23 protein-coding genes are annotated in these 21685 nt (G+C 63.8%); 13 read left to right on the forward strand and 10 right to left on the reverse strand.

What is annotated here, in order from left to right; all coding sequences use genetic code 11:
- The first annotated feature begins 161 nt into the window (after nt 1-161).
- The 4 genes from SO156_RS17950 to SO156_RS17965 all read left to right on the forward strand — a co-directional run bounded on the left by SO156_RS17950 (nt 162) and on the right by SO156_RS17965 (nt 3200).
- Nucleotides 162-632, forward strand: coding sequence for a chemotaxis protein CheW (locus tag SO156_RS17950; protein ID WP_498535727.1), 471 nt, complete (start codon nt 162-164; stop codon nt 630-632).
- 69 nt (nt 633-701) lie between these two features.
- Nucleotides 702-1067, forward strand: a complete 366-nt coding sequence (locus SO156_RS17955; RefSeq protein ID WP_007600538.1) for a response regulator — start codon at nt 702-704, stop codon at nt 1065-1067.
- A 76-nt stretch (nt 1068-1143) separates the two neighbouring features.
- A complete protein-coding gene (locus SO156_RS17960; protein WP_458147433.1) occupies nt 1144-2331 on the forward strand; it encodes a protein-glutamate methylesterase/protein-glutamine glutaminase in 1188 nt (395 codons plus the stop codon).
- Nucleotides 2328-3200: a CheR family methyltransferase gene (locus SO156_RS17965; RefSeq protein ID WP_498535728.1), complete on the forward strand. Its 873-nt coding sequence runs from the start codon at nt 2328-2330 to the stop codon at nt 3198-3200. Before SO156_RS17960 ends, SO156_RS17965 begins: the two co-directional genes overlap by 4 nt.
- Nucleotides 3201-3259: 59 nt before the next feature.
- Here the strand turns inward: SO156_RS17965 and SO156_RS17970 are convergent, their stop codons facing one another.
- The 4 genes from SO156_RS17970 to SO156_RS17985 form a co-directional block, all read right to left on the reverse strand.
- Nucleotides 3260-4420: a glutathionylspermidine synthase family protein gene (locus SO156_RS17970; RefSeq protein ID WP_498535729.1), complete on the reverse strand. Its 1161-nt coding sequence runs from the start codon at nt 4418-4420 to the stop codon at nt 3260-3262.
- 3 nt (nt 4421-4423) lie between these two features.
- Nucleotides 4424-4651 carry a hypothetical protein gene (locus tag SO156_RS17975; RefSeq protein ID WP_498535730.1) on the reverse strand — a complete coding sequence of 76 codons (228 nt, stop codon included), beginning with the start codon at nt 4649-4651 and terminating at the stop codon, nt 4424-4426.
- A gap of 66 nt (nt 4652-4717) precedes the next feature.
- On the reverse strand, nt 4718-5107 hold the full coding sequence (locus SO156_RS17980; RefSeq protein ID WP_498535731.1) for a hypothetical protein: 390 nt from the start codon (nt 5105-5107) through the stop codon (nt 4718-4720).
- Between the two features lie 2 nt (nt 5108-5109).
- On the reverse strand, nt 5110-5514 hold the full coding sequence (locus tag SO156_RS17985) for a DUF350 domain-containing protein (protein WP_458147438.1): 405 nt from the start codon (nt 5512-5514) through the stop codon (nt 5110-5112).
- Nucleotides 5515-5651: 137 nt separating this feature from the next.
- Here SO156_RS17985 and SO156_RS17990 point away from each other — a divergent pair, with 137 nt between their 5' ends.
- A complete protein-coding gene (locus SO156_RS17990) occupies nt 5652-7703 on the forward strand; it encodes a phospholipase D-like domain-containing protein (RefSeq protein WP_498535732.1) in 2052 nt (683 codons plus the stop codon).
- Nucleotides 7704-7807: 104 nt separating this feature from the next.
- Here SO156_RS17990 and ctrA read toward each other — a convergent pair whose 3' ends face one another.
- Complete coding sequence (gene ctrA, locus SO156_RS17995) at nt 7808-8509, reverse strand: response regulator transcription factor CtrA (protein ID WP_016848562.1); 702 nt, start codon at nt 8507-8509, stop codon at nt 7808-7810.
- 391 nt (nt 8510-8900) lie between these two features.
- Here ctrA and fliI point away from each other — a divergent pair, with 391 nt between their 5' ends.
- From fliI to SO156_RS18035, 8 genes are all read left to right on the forward strand, one after another.
- Nucleotides 8901-10226, forward strand: coding sequence for a flagellar protein export ATPase FliI (fliI, locus tag SO156_RS18000; RefSeq protein ID WP_498535733.1), 1326 nt, complete (start codon nt 8901-8903; stop codon nt 10224-10226).
- A 119-nt stretch (nt 10227-10345) separates the two neighbouring features.
- Nucleotides 10346-10765: a flagellar export protein FliJ gene (gene fliJ / locus SO156_RS18005; protein WP_458147441.1), complete on the forward strand. Its 420-nt coding sequence runs from the start codon at nt 10346-10348 to the stop codon at nt 10763-10765.
- A 180-nt stretch (nt 10766-10945) separates the two neighbouring features.
- Nucleotides 10946-11491, forward strand: coding sequence for a sigma-70 family RNA polymerase sigma factor (locus tag SO156_RS18010; protein WP_458147442.1), 546 nt, complete (start codon nt 10946-10948; stop codon nt 11489-11491).
- 3 nt (nt 11492-11494) lie between these two features.
- Nucleotides 11495-12457 carry an anti-sigma factor gene (locus SO156_RS18015; protein WP_498535734.1) on the forward strand — a complete coding sequence of 321 codons (963 nt, stop codon included), beginning with the start codon at nt 11495-11497 and terminating at the stop codon, nt 12455-12457.
- A 361-nt stretch (nt 12458-12818) separates the two neighbouring features.
- Nucleotides 12819-13781 (forward strand): helix-turn-helix transcriptional regulator, encoded by a 963-nt coding sequence (locus SO156_RS18020; RefSeq protein WP_458147444.1) that lies wholly within the window; start codon nt 12819-12821, stop codon nt 13779-13781.
- Nucleotides 13782-13806: 25 nt separating this feature from the next.
- A complete protein-coding gene (locus SO156_RS18025; RefSeq protein WP_498535735.1) occupies nt 13807-14049 on the forward strand; it encodes a hypothetical protein in 243 nt (80 codons plus the stop codon).
- 13 nt (nt 14050-14062) lie between these two features.
- Nucleotides 14063-14992: a formylglycine-generating enzyme family protein gene (locus SO156_RS18030; protein WP_458147445.1), complete on the forward strand. Its 930-nt coding sequence runs from the start codon at nt 14063-14065 to the stop codon at nt 14990-14992.
- Nucleotides 14993-15037: 45 nt separating this feature from the next.
- The gene (locus SO156_RS18035) at nt 15038-16267 is read left to right on the forward strand and encodes an NAD(P)/FAD-dependent oxidoreductase (protein WP_498535736.1); all 1230 of its coding nucleotides are present in this window, start codon (nt 15038-15040) and stop codon (nt 16265-16267) included.
- Nucleotides 16268-16609: 342 nt separating this feature from the next.
- Here the strand turns inward: SO156_RS18035 and SO156_RS18040 are convergent, their stop codons facing one another.
- The 5 genes from SO156_RS18040 to SO156_RS18060 all read right to left on the reverse strand — a co-directional run bounded on the left by SO156_RS18040 (nt 16610) and on the right by SO156_RS18060 (nt 21676).
- The gene (locus SO156_RS18040) at nt 16610-16810 is read right to left on the reverse strand and encodes a hypothetical protein (protein ID WP_498535737.1); all 201 of its coding nucleotides are present in this window, start codon (nt 16808-16810) and stop codon (nt 16610-16612) included.
- Nucleotides 16811-17112: 302 nt separating this feature from the next.
- A complete protein-coding gene (gene flhA / locus SO156_RS18045) occupies nt 17113-19254 on the reverse strand; it encodes a flagellar biosynthesis protein FlhA (RefSeq protein ID WP_498535738.1) in 2142 nt (713 codons plus the stop codon).
- 281 nt (nt 19255-19535) lie between these two features.
- The gene (locus SO156_RS18050; protein WP_458147523.1) at nt 19536-19838 is read right to left on the reverse strand and encodes a copper-binding protein; all 303 of its coding nucleotides are present in this window, start codon (nt 19836-19838) and stop codon (nt 19536-19538) included.
- Nucleotides 19839-19853: 15 nt separating this feature from the next.
- Complete coding sequence (locus SO156_RS18055; RefSeq protein WP_498535739.1) at nt 19854-20309, reverse strand: cupredoxin domain-containing protein; 456 nt, start codon at nt 20307-20309, stop codon at nt 19854-19856.
- A 35-nt stretch (nt 20310-20344) separates the two neighbouring features.
- Nucleotides 20345-21676: a multicopper oxidase family protein gene (locus tag SO156_RS18060; protein WP_498535740.1), complete on the reverse strand. Its 1332-nt coding sequence runs from the start codon at nt 21674-21676 to the stop codon at nt 20345-20347.
- Nucleotides 21677-21685: the final 9 nt, after the last annotated feature.

The following is a 21685-nucleotide window of genomic DNA, read 5'->3' on the forward strand; positions in this document are numbered from 1 at the left end:
AAGTTCGACCGTCCCGGTCTGATCGCGGCGCTGAAGGAGCAGACCGCAGGCGCGGCCGGCGCCTCCGAGCTGAGCCGCGCGGCGGCGTAGAGCATGATCCGGAAAAGTGTGAAGCGGTTCTCCGAGAAGATCATGCTCAAGAAGAGTCAGAGGAAACACAGATGAGCAGCAAGACGCAAAGCAGCGAAGGCGCCATGGTCGAGTACGTCACCGCGATGATCGGCGGCCAGCTCTTCGGCTTGCCGATCTCGCGCGTCCAGGACGTGTTCATGCCCGAGCGCGTCACCCGCGTGCCGCTCGCCTCCCGCGAGATCGCGGGCGTTTTGAACCTGCGCGGCCGCATCGTCACCGTGGTCGACATGCGCGCGCGCCTTGGCCTGCCCAAGGCGGAGGACGGCAAGGTGCCGATGGCGGTCGGTGTCGACCTGCGCGGGGAATCCTATGGCCTCCTGATCGACACGATCGGCGAGGTGCTGCGCCTGCCCGAGGACGGCAAAGAGGAAAACCCCGTCAACCTCGACCCCCGCATGGCCAAGCTTGCCGGCGGCGTCCACCGTCTCGACGGCCAGCTCATGGTCGTTCTCGATGTCGATCGCGTTCTCGAACTCGCGCCCGAAATGATGGCGGCCTGAGACGACGGTCAGCCCACCGACCGACCTGCAATTGGAGTGTCCCGCCGGGGACAGGAAGTAGAGGCTCACATGAGAACTTGTCTCGTCGTTGATGACTCCAGTGTCATCCGCAAGGTTGCGCGCCGCATCCTGGAAGGCCTCGACTTCCAGATCCTCGAAGCCGAGGATGGCGAGAAGGCGCTGGAAGCCTGCAAGCGCGGGCTGCCCGATGCCGTGCTGCTCGACTGGAACATGCCGGTCATGGACGGCTACGAATTCCTCGGCCACCTGCGCCGCATGCCCGGCGGCGACCAGCCCAAGGTGGTGTTCTGCACCACCGAGAATGATGTCGCGCATATCGCGCGCGCGCTGCATGCCGGTGCCAACGAGTACATCATGAAGCCGTTCGACAAGGACATCGTGACGGCGAAGTTCCAGGAAGTCGGCCTCATATGACCGTGCTGCCCGAGGGCTGAACGGATCCTTCGGCGTTTGTTTTCAACTGAACCGTTCCAGTCTGAGTTGGTGAGTAATGAGTGTTGCGTTCGCTGGAAGTTCGACTGTCAGTCCGTCGCGGGAAGGGCCACTGCGCGTGATGATCGTCGACGATTCCGTCGTCATCCGCGGTCTGATCTCGCGCTGGATCGGCGCCGAGCACGACATGGAGGTCGCGGCCTCCTTGCGCACCGGACTTGAGGCGGTCAACCAGCTCGAACGCATCAACCCCGATGTCGCCGTGCTCGACATCGAAATGCCCGAACTCGATGGCCTCACGGCGCTGCCGCAGCTTCTGGCCAAGAAGCGCGATCTCGTCATCATCATGGCCTCCACGTTGACCCGGCGTAACGCGGAGATCAGCTTCAAGGCGCTGTCGCTGGGCGCGGCCGATTACATTCCGAAGCCGGAATCGACCCGCGAGGCCTCCGCCGCCGACATCTTCCATCACGACCTGATCCAGAAGATCCGTCATCTCGGCGCGCGGCTGCGCAGGAAGGCGGCGGTCGCAAGCCCGTCGCTCGCGCCCGCGAGCCCGGCTCCGCTTGCGCGCGAGCCCGCCGCGCGTCCCGCGGCACCGGCACCGGCTGCTCCGGCGGCTTCCGCCGCCTCGCTCGTCAAGCGCTCGTTCTCGACGCAGGCCCCGAAGGTGCTGTTGATCGGGTCCTCGACCGGCGGGCCGCAGGCACTGATGTCGCTGGTGACCGAACTCGGTCCGGTGATCGATCGCTTCCCGGTGCTCATTACCCAGCACATGCCGCCGACCTTCACCACCATTCTGGCCGAGCATCTGGCGCGCTCGAGCCGCAGGCCCGCGCATGAGGCGATCGATGGCGAGGCGGTGAAGCCGGGCCAAATCTATCTGGCGCCGGGCGGCAAGCACATGCGCGTGGTGCGCAGCGGCGTTGAGGCCGCGATCGCGCTCGACGACGGACCTGCGGTGAACTTCTGCAAGCCTGCAGTCGATCCGCTCTTCACCTCCGCCATCGACCTCTGGCACGGCGGCATTCTCGCGGTGATCCTGACCGGCATGGGTTCGGACGGCATGCGAGGCGGCAAGGACATCGTCGCCGCCGGCGGCAGCGTGATCGCGCAGGACGAAGCTTCCAGCGTGGTGTGGGGCATGCCGGGCGCGGCCGCGAATGCCGGCATCTGCGCCGCGATCCTGCCGCTCAATCAGATTGCGCCGAAGGTCAATCGGCTGTTTTCGGGAGACCGCTCGTGACGCCGATGGATTATGAATATCTGCGCAAGTTCCTGAAGGAGCGTTCGGGCCTCGATCTCTCCGCCGACAAGACCTACCTGGTCGAGAGCCGGCTCATGCCGCTCGCGCGCAAGGCGGGCCTCACCGCCATTCCCGATCTCGTACAGAAAATCAGGAACGGCGACGCCAGGCTCGCCACCGACGTGGTCGAGGCGATGACCACCAACGAGACCTTCTTCTTCCGCGACAAGGTGCCGTTCGATCATCTGCGTGACACCATCTTGCCTGGCCTGATCCAGGCGCGCGCGGCGCGCAAAAGCCTGCGTATCTGGTCGGCGGCATCGTCGACCGGGCAGGAGCCTTATTCGATCGCGATGTGCCTGAAGGAGAAGGCCGCCGCGCTCGTCGGCTGGCGCGTCGAGATCGTCGCGACCGATCTGTCGCAGGAGGTGCTGGAGAAATCCAAGGCCGGCGTCTACAGCCAGTTCGAGGTGCAGCGCGGCCTGCCGATTCAGTTGCTGGTGAAATACTTCACCCAGTCCGGCGACATCTGGCAGCTCAATGCCGACGTGCGCTCAATGGTGCAGTTCCGCCAGCTCAACCTGCTGCAGGATTTCTCGCATCTCGGCACCTTCGACGTCATCTTCTGCCGTAACGTGCTGATCTATTTCGACCAGGACACGAAGGCGGTGATCTTCGAACGCATGGCGAAGAGCCTTGAGACGGATGGCACCTTGCTGCTTGGTGCCGCCGAGTCCGTCGTCGGTATCACCGACGCATTCCGTCCCGTCGCCGACCGCCGCGGCCTCTACCAGATCAATCCGGCGCGCGGCGCCCGTCCGGCCGGCGCGCCGATGCTTGCAGGCATGAGGATCGCCGCGGCGCGGTGAGATGCTCTTCTCGTCATTCCGGGCTCGCGACCTCGTCGCGCCCCGGAATGACAGACGCCTCACAAGATCGCGTGCGGCAAAAATCGCGAGCTGTTGCCGGTGATGGGGCTCTCGTCCTCGCGGATCGACAGGCCGCACGGCTCGTGGTTGACGAGCCAGCTTCCGACCACCGGATAGAACCCGGAGAAGTTCGGCAGCGGTGACAGCGCCTGGCGCACAAAACCTTCGGCGCCGTAGGGGCCCGCGTGCTCGTCGAGCGAGACACCACCGGAGACCAGCGTGACGTTGGCGCCTTCGCGCGACAGCAGCGGCTTGCGCACGTAGGAGCTGCCGAGCTCGGCCGCGCGCGGATCATCTTCGAAGAAGGCCGGCAGCAGGTTGGGATGGTTCGGAAACATCTCCCAGAGCAGCGGCAGGATGCCCTTGTTGGAGAGCACCGCCTTCCACGGCGGCTCGATCCAGCGCGTCGGCGCCTCCTTGAGCTTGGCGCCGAAGGCATCGTGGAACATCCATTCCCAGGGATAGAGCTTGAAAGCGAGCGCGATGTCGCGATCGTCGAGATCGACGAAGCCGCCGTCAACCTCGCGCCAGCCGATCTCCTCGATGTCGAGCAGCGTGGTCGCTAGCCCCGCCTGGCGCGCGGTGTCTTCGAGATAAGCGAGCGTGCCGGCGTCTTCTTCGTTGCCGGTCGTGCCGGTGAGATGCAGATGCTGGCCTGCAGCGATCGTCCCCCAGGTCTCGATCAGTCGCTCATGGATGGAGTTGAACTGGTCGGCGCGCGCCGGAATGATACGCCGCTCGATCGCCTGTTCGAGCCAGGTCCATTGAAACACCGCAGCCTCGAAGATCGAGGTTGGTGTATCCGCGTTGTATTCGAGCAGCTTGGCCGGTGACGTGCCGTCGAACTTCAGGTCGAGCCGGCCGTACAGGCTGCGGTCATCGCGCTCCCAGCTGTCGGCGATCAGGTCCCAGAAGCCCTGAGGGATCTTCAACCGCTCCAGCAGCCGCTCATCAAGGATGATGCGGCCGGCGAGCTCGAGGCACATCGCGTCGATCTCGCCGGTCGGCGTTTCGACCCCGCGCTCGATCTCGTCGAGTGTGAAGGCGTAATAGGCGCGCTCATCCCAGTAGCGCTCACCGTCGATGGTATGGAAGTCGAAGCCGCATTGCTGCGCGGTTTGCTCCCAGTCGTCGCGCTCGGGACAGGCGATCCGCTGCATGCGCTAGCCGCCGCCATGGCCGTGACCATGGCCGCCGTGCCCGTGGACGACATACAGCGTGCCGCCGAAGCCGCCATAGGTGGCGGGGCGGCAATAGGGTTGTCCGTCGATGCCGGGAACCGCCGTCATTCCGGATCCGCAGTCATAGGGCCGCCGCACAAATCCCATCGAGACCGCGCCGACCGCGGCACTGCCCATCAAGGTGAGCACGACGCGTCGCGAACGTTTCATGTCACTTCCTCCCGCCCCCAGTTAAGCAGACCGGCCAATGGCGGTGAATTCAAAAGTTGGCCCGGCTCACCCGCTCCCCGAAAAGCCGAAGGCATGTGCGAACGAGCCGAAGCCGCCCCGCGTCACGCCGCCGGAGCTCGAGTCGGACGAGCCACCGGATGAGGAATGACTCGACGAATCGCTGCTGAAGAAGCTCGAGCGCGATGACCAATGGCCACCGCTTCCGCCGGACGAGCTTCGGCTGGTGCAGGCCGTGTTGGGTTGCGCCGGCGCCGCCATGCCAGGCGGGTCGCAGTTCTCCCGCGGCATCAGCGCGTAGGCGCTGGTGCCGACCGCGATCGTGCCCATGACCAGCAGCGCGACATGGCCGGAGCGTTTTACCGGCTCCTTTGGTGGCAGCGGCAAGGGCTGTGGCCGACGCTTGCCGAACTCCTTGTTGGGGCGCTTTTCGGCCATGGTCAGTAGATCATGCAGGCGGCATTCAAGAGGCCTGCGGCGAGCGAGGAAAGGCCGAGCCAGATCGCGGGCGCCATGTCGCCCGCGGCGATCCGCGCCGAAAGGTTCGGCACCGGCACCTTCACGACGTAGAACACGACGACCTGGACGATCAGTGCGATGAACGCCCAGATCAGGCAGTCCACCACATTGGCTGAATGTGCGATGGCACTGAACAGAGGTGCGACGAAGCCGAGCAGGCTCAGGCCCAGCGCGATCGCGGCGGCCGGATCATTGTCGCGGATGAGTTGGAATTCGTTGTGCGGCGTGATGCGGGTGTAGACGAACAGATAGGCCACGATCGCCACCAGCCCGGTGCAGAAATAGACGAGAAAAGCGGGCAGCCCCGCGAGCGATTGCAGAATCATCAGTCGTTCCCCCGAGCACACTTATCCTGCGGATAATTTCGTGACTTGTCATCCAGGATTTAAAGTTCTTTGCGAGCAATAACGTTCGCTTGCAACTTGAGCGTTTTTCATTCGGCCCGAGCCCAAGGAGCGGTTCAATGCCTGCAATTGCGTTTTCCAACAATGACATTGCCGTTGTTGCCTGGACGTTCGACCGTCACCTCGATGGCTGTCTTGGCTTTGCGATCCACCAGATCGATGTCGACGCCGGGAACCACGGGACGGTCCTGCCCGCGCTTGCGCGATTTGCCAATCAGAATACAGCCGCGAAGCTGACGACCGAGCAGGCGCCGGTCCAGAAATTCTGGTGGAAGGATCTCTTCGCCAGGCGCGGCGGCACCTATCAGTATCGCATTGTTCCCATGGGTGGCGCGCCGGGCCAGACGTTGACGCCGCTTGCAGGGATCACGCCGCTGCTCAGCAACCAGGTCACGCTGACGCCAAGCCGACCGCCCTTCAGCGCATATTTCAACCGCGGCATCACGGCAACCCAGGCGCTGTCGCAAGCCCTGCATGGTCACCCCAGCATCGACGCGCTGCAGCCTCACATCCTCGATCCCGGCGATCCGATTCGTATCCACCTGATGGGACAGTTGCAGGAAGGCCTGACGTCGCTTCTTGCCCGGGCCGACAAGAACGGTGGCGTTATTCATGCCGCGCTCTACGAGCTCAACGATCCGAACGGGCTGGAGAAGCAACTCCGGGCCAATTCCCACAGTCGCAACGTTATCCTCGGCAACGAGCAGGCACCGGACAGCGACGACGCGGACAAGGCCAATCGCGCCGCGCTGAAGGCGGCCGGCGTCAACGTGATCGACCGCATCCTCGGCAAGGGCGACATCCCGCACAACAAGTTCATGGTCCTGACCCAGAATGACACGCCGATCGCCACGCTGTCGGGTTCGACCAACTGGACCAGCACCGGCCTGTGCACCCAGACCAACAATGCGCTGGTGATCGAGTCGAAGGACGTCGCGCAGCGCTATCTCGACTATTGGACGGCGCTGAAGGCCGATGTCGACGCGGCCCAGGACGACAAGAGCAGATTGCAATCGCCAACCCTGCGCAAGTTTGCGCATGGCAACAACGACAAGTCGATCGCGTCACCGATCAGCCTCGGCAACGGCGTGACCATCGAGCTGATGTTCTCGCCGAACACGCCGCACAAGCTATCGAAGCATCCCGACACACCCAACGACATGGGGCGGGTGTTCGAGCTGATGAGCGGAGCCAAGCAGGCGATCCTGTTCCTGGCGTTCGACCCCGGCAACAACTCGATCCTCGATCAGGCCGGCCAGCTCTTGAAGGAGAAGCCCGACCTCTTCGTGCGGGGCGCGCTGACGAGCCCCGTGCGCGCGAAGAATTTCTCCGCAGCGCTGCATTCGGGTGGCGCAACTGAAGCTGCCGACGATGAAGACGGCTCGTCGCAGGGATCGCAGGGCGGCGTGACCGTGGTCGGCGAATCCGGCAAGCCAAAGAAGCAAGGCGCTCCCGGCGAGATCGATTTCCGTGCGGTGCCGGCAGGGGCGGTGACGTCGCACGATGCCTTCGGCGCCTGGGAAGGCGAGCTTGCCAAGTTCGGCTTTGCCATCATCCACAACAAGATCGTGGTGATCGATCCGTTTAGCGACGACTGCGTTGTCGTCACCGGCTCGCACAATCTCGGCTTCCGCGCCTCCCACAACAACGACGAGAACATGGTCATCGTCCGCGGCCATCGCGGGCTGGCGGAGGCCTATGCCTGTCACGTGCTCGATCTCTATGATCACTACGCTTGGCGCTTCCTGCTGCAGACGCATCCGGAGGTGTTCGGCAAGCCGCTGCAAGGCGACGATACCTGGCAGGAGCGCTACATCCAGGGACCAAGCGTCAAGTCGCCGGAATTGAGGTTCTGGCTTGCGGCGGCGAGCAGAGGCATTGCGTCCGCTTCGCACAAGCCGGCGGCCAATCCGATCGCTCTGGCGGAATCAGGGGCGCAGCCGAAGCCTGCCGGCGCCAAACCCAGCAAGCCAAAGAAGGCTCCACAGGCGAAGGCGGCCTCGCAGAAGCAAGGCAAGAAGCCCGCGAAAGCATCGAAAAAGACCGCAGGGAAGGCTTCCAAGAAGATTGCTGCGAGCGCGAAAAAGGCGAGCAGGAAGCGGAGCCGTTGATAAAAACGGCCACGACTGGCCATTCCAAAAACGAAAACCCCGCCATTTGCGGCGGGGTCCAGTCGGGGAGGAGCGAGCCGTTCGGCTCGCGACAGAAGCAGGTCTTAAGCCGGGATCCGCTCGTCGGCCTCGTGCGGCTCGCGCAGCACGTAGCCGCGACCCCACACGGTTTCGATGAAGTTGCGGCCTTCGGAGGCGTTGGCGAGCTTCTTGCGGAGCTTGCAGATGAAGACGTCGATGATCTTCAGCTCCGGCTCGTCCATGCCGCCATAGAGGTGGTTGAGGAACATTTCCTTGGTGAGCGTCGTGCCCTTGCGGAGCGAGAGCAGCTCCAGCATCTGGTATTCCTTGCCGGTCAGATGCACGCGCTGGCCGCCGACTTCCACCGTCTTGGTGTCGAGGTTGACGACGAGGTCGCCGGTCTGGATGACCGACTGGGCATGGCCTTTGGAGCGGCGCACGATCGCGTGGATGCGGGCCACCAGCTCGTCCTTGTGGAACGGCTTGGTCATGTAGTCGTCGGCGCCGACGCCGAGACCCTTGACCTTGTCCTCGATGCCGGCGAGGCCGGAGAGGATCAGAATCGGTGTCTTGATCTTGGAGACCCGGAGCTGCTTGAGCACGTCGTAACCGGACATGTCGGGCAGGTTGAGGTCGAGAAGAATAATGTCGTAATCGTATAGCTTACCGAGATCGACGCCCTCTTCCCCCAGGTCGGTCGTATAGACGTTGAAGCTTTCAGACTTCAGCATCAGCTCGATCGACTGCGCGACGGCGCTGTCATCTTCTATCAGCAAAACGCGCATGCCAGTTCCCCATAGTCGCCGCTCCGGGCGTCAGGTCGGCCGCATTCGCGGCACTCAACAAAACGCCTTTGAACAACTGATTCGGATCCTGACGTCACATGGTTAACAAAGTCTGATTCTGGAACGCAAGAGCCCGCGGTGCAATTTTTGTCGAATCGCCCTAAGATGTTGCGCAGAAGCAGTTTTCGTTACTCGGTTCCGTTCAAGTTCCACTTTAAGAGACGGGCCTAACCGACTCTCGCGACTCCCCTTCTTCTGTCGGGCAGGCGCTCAGTCACAAAGACAGTGACGCAATGATTAATGATGCGGGTAAACACGAAGTTAAGCGCCGTTCAGAAATGTGGCGAAATTTAAGGGTTTCGTCATGAAGGGCCCGAATGAAGGCTGAGTCATGAAGGCGCTTGCCGAGCAGATCGGGGACATCGACGGCGTCAATATATACGGTCGCGTCGTCGGGGTACGCGGCCTGATGGTCGAGGTTGCCGGTCCTATTCACGCGATGTCGGTCGGTGCGCGGCTCGTGATCGAGACCGGCGCGAACCGCTTCATTCCCTGCGAGGTGATCGGTTTTTCCGGCAACAACGCTGTCGTGATGCCGTTCGCCGGACTCGAGGGCGTGCGGCGCGGCTGCAAGGCTGTCATCGCGAATGCCGCCAACCAGGTGCGGCCGTCAGCGGCCTGGCTCGGCCGCGTCGTCAATGCACTGGGCGAGCCGATCGATGGCAAGGGGCCGCTGCTGCAGGGCAGCTCGCCGATGCCGTTCCGCAATTCGCCGCCGCCGGCGCATTCGAGGAAGCGCGTCGGCGCGCCGCTCGATCTCGGCGTGCGCGCGCTCAACACGTTCCTGACCTGCTGCCGTGGCCAGCGCATGGGCATTTTTGCCGGCTCCGGCGTCGGCAAGTCCGTGCTGTTGTCGATGCTCGCGCGCAACGTCGACGCCGATGTCAGCGTCATCGGCCTGATCGGCGAACGCGGCCGCGAGGTGCAGGAGTTCTTGCAGGACGATCTTGGTGAAGAGGGGCTGGCGCGCTCTGTCGTCGTGGTCGCGACATCAGACGAGCCGGCGCTGATGCGGCGCCAGGCCGCGTATCTGACGCTTGCGATCGCCGAATATTTTCGCGACGAGGATCAGGACGTGCTGTGCCTGATGGACTCCGTGACGCGCTTTGCCATGGCCCAACGCGAGATCGGCCTCTCCGCCGGCGAGCCGCCGACGGCCAAGGGCTATACGCCGACCGTCTTCACCGAACTGCCGAAGCTCCTGGAGCGCGCAGGTCCCGGCATGGGGGTTGGTGCCATCACCGCAATCTTCACGGTGCTGGTCGATGGCGACGACCATAACGAGCCGATCGCGGACGCCGTCCGCGGCATCCTCGACGGTCACATCGTGATGCAGCGCTCGATCGCCGAGCGCGGACGCTACCCCGCCATCAACATCCTCAAATCCGTCTCCCGTACCATGCCGAAATCGGCCGACCCGCAGTTCTGGCCGACCATTCAGAAGGCTCGCCAGGTGATGGCGACCTATGCCGACATGGAGGAACTGATCCGGCTTGGCGCCTACCGGGCGGGGTCCAGCCCCGAGGTCGACGAGGCGATCCGGCTCCATGAGCCGCTGGAGGCGTTCCTGCGGCAGCGCAAGGACGAAAGTGCCGGTTTGGCGGATGGCTACCGCCAGTTGGCGCAAATCCTCCGGAATTTGGAAACGGAACGCTAACTTTGTCAGGCCATCATCCGCTCCAGAGAGTAGCAGAGCCGGTCGGGGCCCAATTTCGGGATCGGGGGGGCCGGTGTTGTCCCACGTGCAGCTAGGGGACTTCTGGGGAGTACGAGTCGATGAAGTCACGTGAAACGCTCATTCGCCTGAAGAAATTTCAGGTCGACGAGAAGCGCCGCAGGGTCACCCAGATCGAGAGCATGATCGCGGACTTCCAGCGCATGTCAGTCGATCTCGAGCGCGAGATCCTGACCGAGCAGGAGCGCGCCGGGATCAACGATCCCTCGCATTTCGCCTACCCGACCTATGCCAAGGCCGCGATCCAGCGCCGCGAGAACCTGACCCGCTCGGCGGACGAGCTGAGGGGCCAGCTCGAAGAGGCCAAGGGCGCGTTGGCCGAGGCTTTTGAGGAGTTGAAGAAAGTCGAGCTCCTGGACGAGCGCGACCAGGCGCGCGAGCGCGCCGAGGAGAGCGCCCGCGAGCAGGCCGACCTCGACAGCATCGGCCTGATGCGAGCCCGCATGGGCGCCATCGCCTAACGCTCTTCGCGACAGCCAGGGAATAGCGTGAGCCCGGCCCCGAAAGGGGTCCGGGTTTTTCGCGTGTGATGTCCACAGCGTGGCGCCCGGCCCCTTTGTGGCGGGGTTTGCTGCGCGCTATGGTGGTGGGGTTGCAGGGGCCTCGCGGGAAAGCGACGGGGCGGCGCGTTGGGGGACTGAATGCTGACGCCAGCAGATCTGGTCTGGCTGATCGCAGCGGTGGCGAAGGGCGACGAGGCGGCTTTCGAGCGCCTCTACGGTGCCACGCGCGCGAAACTCTATGGCGTCGTGCTCCGTATCTTGCGCCGACAGGACCTCGCGGAGGAGGTCATTCAGGAGACCTACGTCAGGATCTGGAGCAGTGCGGGCCAGTTCAATCCGGCGCTGTCCTCGCCGATCACGTGGATGGCGTCGATTGCGCGCAACCGCGCCATCGACCTGGTGCGCAAGAAGACCGAAGCCTCGATCGAGGAGGAGCCGCAGGCGATGGAGGTTGCCGCCGACAGCCCCGATCCGCTCGCGCGGCGCGAGATGACGGAGGAGTTGAAGCGACTCCTGGAATGTGTCGGCCGGCTCGAGCCGGACCGCCAGAAGCTCGTGCTTCTCGCCTATTACAACGGCTGGAGCCGCGAGCAGCTGGCGGAGAAGTTTTCTGCGCCCGTCAACACGGTGAAGACGTGGCTGAGGCGCAGCATGATGGATATCCGGGAGTGCCTTGGATTGTAATTGATGGCCTACACTGAGGACCATATCGCGCTCGCCGCGGAATATGCACTCGGCACACTCGATGCCGACGAGCGCGCGCAGGTCGAGACCATGATGGCGGTGGACAAGGAGTTCGCCGGCCTCGTGCAGGCCTGGCAATTGCGGCTGGGCGTGTTGAACCAGATGGTCGGCTCAGTCGAGCCGCGGCCGATCGTGTGGGAAAACATCAAGGCCGCGATCGAACCGATTCGGGCAACGGAGGAGCCGCAGGCGCTGCCCGAGGCGCCGACGTCTCCGCTGCCGGAGGTGCCGGAGCCGCCGGCCGAGCCGGACACTGCGCCGCAATTCGTGCCACAAGTCCATACGCCGCCCGAATTTACCTTGCCGCAGGTGCCGATCGTCGACGACACCAACGTCATCTATCTCGAAGGCCGCGCGAAGCGCTGGCGCAGCATCGCTTCCGGCCTCAGTGCGCTTGCCGCCGCGCTCTTTGTGGTGCTGTCGCTTCAGATCCTGAAGCCCGATGCGCTGCCTGGTGCGCTCCGTCCCGCGCCGCGGATCCAGACCGTCGAGGTGAAGACGCCGGCCACGCCGCTCACGCCGTCGTCGCAATATGTCGCGCTGTTGCAGGGACAGGGTGGCGGCCCCGCCTTCATCCTCACCATCGACGGCGCGACCAAGAATTTCACGGTCCGCAAAGTGGGCGCCACTCCGGAGCCGGGCAAGAGCTTTGAGCTCTGGCTGATCTCCGACAAGCTGCCGCGCCCGCGCTCGCTCGGCGTGATCAACAATGGCGATTTCACCGCGCGCCCGGTGCTCGCCGGCTACGATGTCGACGTCATCAATGCCGCCACCTACGCCGTCACCGTCGAGCCGGCCGGAGGCTCGCCCAGCGGCCAGCCGACATCCGCGCCGGTATTTTCCGGCAAGCTGATCGAGACCGTGCCGCCGTCTCAGCCGCATGCGCCCGCAGGCGCAAACAAGTAGCGACGCCGTCGATTGGGCTACGCTCTAACCTGCCCATCTTCGTCATTCCCCGCGTAAGCGGGCAATCCAGTACGCCGCGGCTCTTCCGTATCCCGTCACTGCCTCTGGAATACTGGATCGCCCGCTTTCGCGGGCGGTGACGGTTGAGAATGTGGTGAGCGCGTTCTCAACACTCGCAATGGCCGCGCCCGTAATTCTACGGCCTGCTTTGTCGTCATGGTCCATCTTTACGTCGTATTCCGACAATCCTGGCGGACTCCAGCGCCCCATTTGAACCTCCTTCCGTTTCACTGCGTCAAATCCGCGCAATTTGGCAGTGCCGGCGCGGTTGGCGCCGGAGTGAAGGGGCGAGAGATATCGAATGCTGGATCCAGCGAAGCCGCCGGGCATCTTCATTCATCAGTATACGGGGCTGCCGCGCGGTCCGGCGTTCGAGCACTGGCGTGAGCGGGCTTTCGGATCGTGCGGGCTCGACGTCGCGCCGAGCCGCGGAGACAGCATTGATTGCCGCCTTCAGGTCAGCCTGGTCGGCAACATCGTGCTCGGGATTCCCGAAGGCGCCTCCGCTCAGTTCTCGCGCACGCAAGGAGGCCTCGCCGACGGCTGCGATGACCTCGTGCTGATCTCGGCGCATTCGGGCCTCGTCCGCGTGCAGCAGAACGGCCACACACTCGAGCTCGCGCCGTCGCAGATGGTGCTCGCTGATCTCAGCGTCACCGGCACGGTCGGCCATACTGAGCAGGACCGTTTCACCACCATCCGCATGCCGCGCCGCGCACTGCTCGAGATCAATCCGCGCGCCGAGGAGAAGATCTCGCAACTCCTCTCCGACGGCGCGGTCGCCGAAACCATCACGCGCTATCATACGCTCGCCGCCAATCACGCGCCGCTTCTCGATGCAGTCGGCCAGCGCCTCACCGCGCAGCACATGGTCGATCTCGTCGGCCTCCTGCTCGGCACCGATGCGGAGCAGGCGGCGCTTGCCCGCGGCCGTGGTCACGCTGCCGTGCGTCTCGATCTGATGCGCGCCGACGTGATGTCGTCGCTCGGCCGCAACGATCTCAGTCTGTCGGAAGTCGCCGGACGCTCGGGCCTCAGCCCGCGCCAGGCGCAGCGCCTGTTCGAGCAGGCCGGCACAACTTTCACCGAATTCGTACTCGAGCAGCGCCTCCTGCTCGCGCGAAAGCTGTTGCAGGATCCGCGCTCGCGCGCACGCAAGATCAGCGACATCGCGCATTCCTCGGGCTTTGCGGATCTGTCCTATTTCAACCGCGCCTTCCGCAAGCGGTTCGGTACGACTCCGTCGGAGCTGCGCGAGGCGTGATCGCGCCGATATCTGCAATCATGTCGTGAATTCGGCAGCGGCGCACGCCGCGCGTGAAGTTGAGACGTTTTGTCGCCGTCAAAAGCGACAAAGCGCTTCACCGCGAAGCTGCTTTGGCGCGCCGCGAAACACGCCTGAAACATTCGCCTCGCATCATCATCAGATTGAGCGGCGCTTTTCGCGCGCAAATATGCTGATCGTCGACGAGCTTTGTCGGTATTCGAAGCACGTTTTTGAAGAAGTCATTTTGAAGGTCACACTGACGTGACCGGGAGGGTCTCATGGGCGGGTTCATTGACCGGCCGTTTGCCCTGTTAGCCTTGCTGATGTCTGCTCTATCGGCGCCGCTCGCGTCGGCGCAAACCATCGAGCAACCTCCGACCAGCCTGGCATTGGCGAGCACCGATGCGAGCGTTCTCGACATTCGCCTGTCAAAGCCGCTCTCGCGCGGCGAGGAATCGGCGCTCAGGCCAAAGGATCGCTTCAGGGAATGCGCGCATTGCCCTGAGATGGTGGTAATCCCCGACGGCACCTTCATGATGGGCGCGAGCGCAAGAGAGGTGGGAAGTACCGAGGACGAGCGGCCGCAACACCAGGTGACGGTGCAGCGCTTTGCGGTAGGGAGCTGGCCCGTCAGCGTCGAGGAATGGAGCGCCTGCGTGGCGGCCAAGGCGTGCAGTCCTCATCCGACCGAGCCGGAGTACGCGGGCGATCCCGTGAGCGGCATCCTCTGGCAGGAGGCAAACCACTACGTGCAGTGGCTGTCGCGATTGACGGGCCGTTCCTACCGGCTCCCGAGCGAAGCCGAGCGCGAGTATGTTGCGCGCGCCGGCACGACCACCGCATTCTGGTGGGGCGATGGCGCCGATCCGCATCTCGCCGATATCGCGGCCGCCGATCTGGTCGCCGATATCGGAATCGTGACGATCGCGACCACGGCATCCACGCCGCCCTCGGCGAATCCTTTTGGCCTCTTCGAGGTCCATGGCGGCGTCTACGACTGGGTCGAGGATTGCTGGCACGATAACTACGTCGGAGCGCCGAATGACGGCTCGGCATGGTTCGCGGATGATTGTAAAGGCCACGTCCTGCGCGGCGGTGCCTTCGGCCGCGCCCTCCAGACGCGCCGCTCCGCCGCGCGCCTCTGGTTTGGTCCGCCGAACCGGATGAGCTATATGAGTGTGCGCGTGGCGCGGACGCTGGGGCCGTAGGCGGCGCAGGCAGGACTTGAAGCAGGACTTGAAGCAGGACTTGGGATGGCGCGTGTCATTGTGCTCGGTGCCGGGTTCGCGGGGCTTTGGGCCGCCATCGGCGCTGCCCGCAAGCGCGACGAGGTCGGTGCGGCCGGCAGCGACGTCGAGATCCTCGTCATCGACCGGAATCCCTATCACAACATTCGCGTACGCAATTACGAGGTGGATCTGAGCGCGGTCGCGCTTCCACTGTCGCAGCTGCTCGATCCGATTGGTGTCGATCACAGGCTCGGTGACGTCGAAGCCATCGACGCTGCGAAGGGCAGCGTGACCCTTGCTGCGAACGGTGCGCGCGAGATTGTGGCCTATGATCGGCTGGTGCTGTCGCTCGGCAGTGAGGTGCCGCGGCCGGATATTTCCGGTCTCGCCGAGTACGCCTTCGATGTTGACACTTATGCAGCCGCCGCCCGGCTCGAGACCCATCTTGCCGCGCTCGGCGGTAGCGCGCCGGCGCCGGGGCGAACGACGGTCGTGGTGGTCGGCGCCGGCTTCACCGGCATCGAGGTGGCGGCCGAGATGCCGGACCGGCTCGCGCGCGCCGGCATCGCTGGCTGCCGCATTATCCTGGTCGATCCGAACCCGGTTGTCGGCGCGACCATCGGCGAGCGTGCCCGTCCCGTCATCAACGAGGCGCTCGCAGCGCTCGAGGTCGAGACGCGTCTCGGTGTGCGGGTTGAGGCGATGGATGCGGCCGGCGTCCGCTTGAGCTCTGGCGAAGTCATTCCGACGCAGACGGTGATCTGGTGCGCGGGCATGCGTGCGAGCCCGATCGCGTCGACGCTGCCGGTCGAACGGGACCGTCTGGGCCGTATCCTGGTCGATCCCTTCATGCGCGTTGCCAGTCTCGCTCACGTCTTCGCGGCAGGTGATGTCGCCTCGAGCGTCGTCGACGGGCTGCACCCGACCGTGATGTCCTGCCAGTTCGCGCGCCCTATGGGCCGCTTTGCCGGCCACAACGTGGTCGCCGATCTCGTCGGCCAGCCGCTGCTGCCGCTGCGGATCGACTGGTACGTGACCGTGCTCGATCTCGGTGGCTGGGGCGCTCTCTATACTGAAGGCTGGGACCGCGAGGTGCGCACGACGGGGGCAGCGGCGAAAGCGACCAAGCAGATCATTAATCACCAGCGCATCTACCCGCCACTCACCGGCAGCAAAGAGGATTTGTTCGCTGCTGCTGCACCGACCGTTCAGGCGCCGCCCCCGACCTACGGGGCTTCGGGGGGCTCTCGTTAGCTCAACAGCGATGATCGTGTGGCGGGAGCTTGCGCCACCTCTCGGTGTCATCGTCCGCGAAAGCGGACGATCCAGTATTCCAGAGGCGGTGAATGGATACGGAGAGGTTGCGGCGTATTGGATTCCCCGCATTCGCTTTCGCGGGGAATGACAGCTGTATTTGAGGCGAGACGTTCGCGATGTCTGTTGAAGCGAAATCGTCCCCGCAGACATGAGAAAGCGCCCGTGGGGGGCGGGCGCTTTCTGTAGTCGACTTGGGGTTGGGGTCGTCTACATATCCACATGGCGACTTTGGGGGGCTGGTAAAGAGCCACGTGAATTCCTGAATTCCGTCAAATCTCCCTAGCGAACGAGTGAAGCGTTCGTACTGGTGATCACAACCGGCTTGCCGGCCTTGATGACGCGGGCGGTCTGGGTCATGCCGTCATCGGAACCCGATCGCGCCGTGTTGCCGAGGCCTGCCACCGCGATGCCGGCAACGAGAGCGACGACCACGATCTTAAGATGGGTCGATCGATCCGCGCTGTAGATCGAGTGGTTCATGGAAGCCTCCTGCCGCCATCTACCGAAGTAGTCGCCGACTTCAACGGCGAGGTTCATGCCTTCGGTGCCCAACAACGTAGTATTGGGAGGATTCGTTCCCAAGAGGCGTTCACAAGGGCGTGAAAAGACGTGAACGACCGCGATCCAAAAAATCGCGACCATGAATATTTATTCAGGTAACTCAGGCTGTTAGCTGTATGGCGGGAGTTCCTGAGCCAAATCAGCGGGTTGTCCTAAAATCGCAAAAACCATTTGCCTGTGGCGAAAAAACACGAATGGAAATCGGGCAAATCAGAAGCAAATCAGATGCTTCCGACGGTTTTCAGCCGCGCCCGCGGATGGATTTCTGCCTGCGACAGCACGGTGGTTTGGGCGCGGAACCGCTCCACCAGGGAACGCACGAAGGGACGAATTGCCGCAGAGGTGACGAGCACCGGCGCCTCGCCCTCGCGCGCCGCACGCTCGAACGCCTCGCGCACGGCCGTCATGAACTCGGAGAGTTTCGAGGGCTGCATTGCCAGACTGCGCTCCTCGCCTTGGCCGATGATCGATTCGGCAAAGGCCTGTTCCCATCTCGCCGACAGCGCGATCAGCGGCAGGTAGCCGTTGAAGGACGTGTTCTGCGCGCAGATCTGCCGGGCGAGGCGGGCGCGGACATGCTCGACCATGGTCGAGGGGTTGCGCGAGAAGGCGAGCGAGTCGGCGATGCCTTCCAGAATGGTCGAGAGATCGCGGATCGAGATGCGTTCGGCGAGCAGGAGTTGCAGCACGCGCTGAATGCCCGAGATGGTGACCTGGCCCGGTACGATGTCTTTGACCAGCTCGCTCTGCTCCTTCGGCAACTCCTTGAGCAGCTTTTGCACCTCACCATAGGACAGCAGGTCAGACATATTCGTCTTGAGCAGCTCGGTGAGGTGGGTGGAGAGCACGGTCGCGGCGTCCACGACGGTATAGCCCTTGAGCGAAGCCTCCTCCTTGAGGCTGGCATCGATCCAGGTCGCGGGCAGGCCGAACGTCGGTTCAGTGGTGTGGATGCCCGGCACCTGCACCTGGTTGCCCGCGGGGTCCATCACCATGAATTGGTTCGGCCAGATCTTGCCGGTGCCGGCGTCGACCTCCTTGATCTTGATGATGTAGGTGTTGGCCTCGAGCTGGACGTTGTCGAGGATGCGGACGGCCGGCATCACGAAACCCATCTCGATGGCAAGCGAGCGGCGGAGCGCCTTGATCTGCTCGGTGAGGCGGTCGGTGCCGTCGGGTCCGTTGACCAGTGGCAGAAGCGCGTAGCCGAGCTCGATCTTGAGATCGTCGATCTTCAGCGCCGCGGAGATCGGCTCCTCGGCCACGGCGGCGCCAGGCGCGCCGGGCGTTCCTGGCGCGGGCGCGGCCTTGGCGGCTTCCTCGGCCCTTGCTGTGGTCCGCTTGTGGTTGCGCGCCGACCAGGCGAGCGCGCCGGCGCCGGCGCCCAGCGCAAGGAAAGGGATGGTCGGGATGCCCGGCAGGATCGCCAGTACGATCATCACCGCCGACGACATCGCCAGCGCCTGCGGATAGCCGGAGAACTGCTTCATCAGCGCCTTGTCGGCAGCACCGGAGACGCCGGCCTTGGAGACGAGCAGGCCGGCGGCGGTCGAGACGATCAACGCCGGCACCTGGGTGACGAGGCCGTCGCCGACGGTCAGCAGCGTATAGCTGCGCCCGGCGTCGGTAAAGGAGAGGCCCTGCTGCGCGACGCCGATGATCATGCCGCCGACGACGTTGATGAAGACGATCAAAAGACCGGCGATGGCATCGCCTCGGACGAATTTCGAGGCACCGTCCATTGCGCCGAAGAAGCCGCTCTCGTCCTCCAGCGCCTTGCGGCGCTCCTTGGCGACCTTCTCGTCGATCAGTCCGGCGGACAGGTCGGCGTCGATCGCCATCTGCTTGCCGGGCATGGCGTCGAGGTGGAAGCGCGCCGCGACCTCGGCGATGCGGCCCGAACCCTTGGTGATGACGACGAAGTTGACGATGATGAGGATGGCGAAGACGATGATGCCGATCACGAAATTGCCGCCCATCACGAAGTTGCCGAAGGCTTCGATGACGTGGCCGGCCGCATCCGTGCCCTCGTGGCCGCGCGACAGGATCAGGCGGGTCGAGGCCATGTTGAGCGACAGTCTCAACATGGTCGAGATCAGCAGAATGGTCGGGAAGGCGGAGAATTCAAGCGGCGCCTGGATGAACAGCGACGTCATCAGGATCAGGATCGAGAGCGTGATCGAGATCGCCAGGAAGAGATCGAGGATGATCGAGGGCAGCGGCAGGATCAGCACCACCAGGATGGTGAGGATGCCGAGCGCGAGCGCGATGTCGCCGCGCTTGAGGATGTTGCCAATCTCGGCGAGGGAGGGGAGGCCGGGCTTCGGGCTGCCCATGCCCTTACCCGCGGTGACGTCGACCATGGTTGCTGCCTCCCCGCGCGATTGCCGCCCACGCGCGCCAAACGTCTCCGCGGCGGCCGATGGGCCACCGTTCCGAAAGTGAGGCACCGCACTGGCGTCCACGGGGGGTCTCCCGTTCTACGCGGCCGACGACACTCGACTTCACCCGGCAATTTTTGCCCGGTGTATGGTTAGCAAAGGGTTAACGGGGGAGGCGGCTGGGCGAAATGGGGCCATTTGGGTTGTCATTCGGGGTTTGGCTCTTCGAGCCCCCGGAATGACTGGTGCGATGGAGGACGTGCCTACTTCGCCTTCTGCATTTTCGTCACCGTATACCCCGACGCCGCTTCCTCGGCCTCGAACGTGACCTTGTCGCCCACCCGGACCTGCTTCAGCACCGCCGGGTCCTTGACGCGGTAGACCATGGTCATGGGCTCATCCATGCCGAGGCTTTTCGCCGGTCCGTGCTTGAGCGTGATCTTTCCCGCGCCCTCGTCGATCTTCTTGACCTCGCCGCTGATCGCGGCGCCCCCGGCCGCGAGGGCGCCGAGAGACGGGCCGATGCTAAGCACCAGCGCGGCAGCGATGCGGATGAAATTGTTCATGGGAGGCTCCATTGCTCACTTCACGGTGACGTGGCCGACCATGCCGTAGTCGCGGTGATCGGGGATCAGGCAGGAAAATTCGAACGTGCCGGCCTTGGTGAATTTCCAGACGATCTCGGTCGTTTTGCCCGGCGCGAGCCGTACGCCATTGGGGTCGTCGTGCTCCATGTGCGGATGCTTCTTCATCACTTCGGCATGCGCGAGATTCTCTTTGGTCGTAGCGAGCAGGAATTCGTGGTCCTCCTTGCCGACGTTGCGCAGCACGAAGCGGATCTGCTCGCCGCGCTTGAAGCTGATGCGCGAGGGCTCATAGGCCATCTCGCTCAGCGCGATCTCGATGGTGCGTGCCGGCTTGTTGGGATCGCCGGGCTCGCCAGCCGAAAAGGTCTCATGGGTGTGATGCTCGTGTGCGAGTCCAGGCGCGGCCAAAAGCGAAAGTGCCGCAAGTATGATCATCGTCGTCTTCTTCATCTTGTTCTCCAGTTGGTGGTCGTCGAAACGTTCGTTCACATCTTCATTTTCTTCATCGGTACGTTTTGCTGCCGCTCCGGCTCCGCGGCTGGCGAAGCGACCTCATAGGCGACGGTGCCTTGCGGGAATTGATAGGGGCCGGGGTCGCTGTAATCGTCACGCGCCATCTCCTCGCGGATCTTCATCACCGTGAACATGCCGCCCATCTCGATCGGGCCGAACTGTCCGGCGCCGGTCATCATCGGCAGCGTGTTGTCGGGCGCGGGCATCTCCATGTTGCCCATCGCCATGCCCGACTGGCCCATTACCATGGCGTCGGGCGCGAGCTTGCCGACCGCACGCGCGAGATCCTTCTTCGAGACGCCGATGAGATTGCGCATGTCGTGGCCCATCGCATTCATGGTGTGATGCGACTTGTGGCAGTGGAATGCCCAGTCGCCGGGATTGTCGGCGAGAACGTCGAATACGCGCACGGCGCCGACCGGCACGTCGGTCGTCGTCTCCGGATATTGCGCACTCTCGGGAATCCAGCCGCCGTCGGTGCAGGTCACCGCAAAACTGTGACCATGCAGATGGATCGGATGGTTGGTCATGCTGAGATTGCCGATGCGCACGCGCACCTTGTCGCCGAGCCGCACCGGCAACGGATCGATGCCGGGAAACACCCGCGAATTCCAGGTCCACATGTTGAAATCGGTCATCTCGTTGACCTTGGGCAAATAAGTGCCGGGGTCGACGCGATAGGTGCTCATCACGAAGACGAAGTCGCGGTCGACCGGACGGAAATCTCGATCGCGCGAATGCACGACGATCATGCCCATCATGCCCATCGCCATCTGCACCATCTCGTCGGAATGCGGGTGGTACATGAAGGTCCCGCTCTTCTTCATCTCGAACTCGTAGACGAAGGTTTTGCCGGGTGGGATGTGCGGCTGATTGAGCCCGCCGACGCCGTCCATGCCGCTCGGCACGATCATGCCGTGCCAGTGCACGGTGGTGTATTCGGGCAATTTGTTGGTGACGAAGATGCGGACCTTGTCGCCCTCGACCGCCTCGATCGTCGGCCCCGGCGACTGGCCGTTATAGCCCCAGAGGTTGACCTTCATGCCTTCGGCGAATTCGCGCACCACGGGCTCGGCGACGAGATGGAATTCCTTCCAGTCGCCGTTCATGCGGAACGGCAGCGTCCAGCCATTGAGCGTGACGACGGGGCGATAATCGGGGCCGCTGCTCGGATGCAACGGCGGCTGCATCACCACCTTGTCCATATGTGTGGCTTCCGGAATCGATGCCGCCTGGACGCGGCCGCTGATCGCTGACGCGCCTGCAAGTGCGGCGGTGCCCAAAAATCCTCTTCGGGAAAACATGCTGGCCTC

This window comes from Bradyrhizobium sp. UFLA05-125 (assembly GCF_059803515.1).

Excerpts from the sequence above, each read along its gene's own strand:
- SO156_RS18050 (WP_458147523.1), bottom strand. The coding sequence starts at position 19,838 with ATGAACAATTTCATCCGCATCGCTGCCGCGCTGGTGCTTAGCATCGGC.
- SO156_RS18010 (WP_458147442.1), top strand. The coding sequence starts at position 10,946 with ATGCTGACGCCAGCAGATCTGGTCTGGCTGATCGCAGCGGTGGCGAAG.
- SO156_RS18020 (WP_458147444.1), top strand. The coding sequence starts at position 12,819 with ATGCTGGATCCAGCGAAGCCGCCGGGCATCTTCATTCATCAGTATACG.
- SO156_RS18015 (WP_498535734.1), top strand. The coding sequence starts at position 11,495 with ATGGCCTACACTGAGGACCATATCGCGCTCGCCGCGGAATATGCACTC.
- SO156_RS17970 (WP_498535729.1), bottom strand. The coding sequence starts at position 4,420 with ATGCAGCGGATCGCCTGTCCCGAGCGCGACGACTGGGAGCAAACCGCG.
- SO156_RS18060 (WP_498535740.1), bottom strand. The coding sequence starts at position 21,676 with ATGTTTTCCCGAAGAGGATTTTTGGGCACCGCCGCACTTGCAGGCGCG.
- flhA (WP_498535738.1), bottom strand. The coding sequence starts at position 19,254 with ATGGTCGACGTCACCGCGGGTAAGGGCATGGGCAGCCCGAAGCCCGGC.
- SO156_RS18040 (WP_498535737.1), bottom strand. The coding sequence starts at position 16,810 with ATGAACCACTCGATCTACAGCGCGGATCGATCGACCCATCTTAAGATC.
- SO156_RS17950 (WP_498535727.1), top strand. The coding sequence starts at position 162 with ATGAGCAGCAAGACGCAAAGCAGCGAAGGCGCCATGGTCGAGTACGTC.
- fliJ (WP_458147441.1), top strand. The coding sequence starts at position 10,346 with ATGAAGTCACGTGAAACGCTCATTCGCCTGAAGAAATTTCAGGTCGAC.
- SO156_RS17960 (WP_458147433.1), top strand. The coding sequence starts at position 1,144 with ATGAGTGTTGCGTTCGCTGGAAGTTCGACTGTCAGTCCGTCGCGGGAA.
- SO156_RS17980 (WP_498535731.1), bottom strand. The coding sequence starts at position 5,107 with ATGGCCGAAAAGCGCCCCAACAAGGAGTTCGGCAAGCGTCGGCCACAG.
- ctrA (WP_016848562.1), bottom strand. The coding sequence starts at position 8,509 with ATGCGCGTTTTGCTGATAGAAGATGACAGCGCCGTCGCGCAGTCGATC.
- fliI (WP_498535733.1), top strand. The coding sequence starts at position 8,901 with ATGAAGGCGCTTGCCGAGCAGATCGGGGACATCGACGGCGTCAATATA.
- SO156_RS18035 (WP_498535736.1), top strand. The coding sequence starts at position 15,038 with ATGGCGCGTGTCATTGTGCTCGGTGCCGGGTTCGCGGGGCTTTGGGCC.
- SO156_RS17955 (WP_007600538.1), top strand. The coding sequence starts at position 702 with ATGAGAACTTGTCTCGTCGTTGATGACTCCAGTGTCATCCGCAAGGTT.
- SO156_RS17985 (WP_458147438.1), bottom strand. The coding sequence starts at position 5,514 with ATGATTCTGCAATCGCTCGCGGGGCTGCCCGCTTTTCTCGTCTATTTC.
- SO156_RS18055 (WP_498535739.1), bottom strand. The coding sequence starts at position 20,309 with ATGAAGAAGACGACGATGATCATACTTGCGGCACTTTCGCTTTTGGCC.
- SO156_RS17975 (WP_498535730.1), bottom strand. The coding sequence starts at position 4,651 with ATGAAACGTTCGCGACGCGTCGTGCTCACCTTGATGGGCAGTGCCGCG.
- SO156_RS18030 (WP_458147445.1), top strand. The coding sequence starts at position 14,063 with ATGGGCGGGTTCATTGACCGGCCGTTTGCCCTGTTAGCCTTGCTGATG.
- SO156_RS17990 (WP_498535732.1), top strand. The coding sequence starts at position 5,652 with ATGCCTGCAATTGCGTTTTCCAACAATGACATTGCCGTTGTTGCCTGG.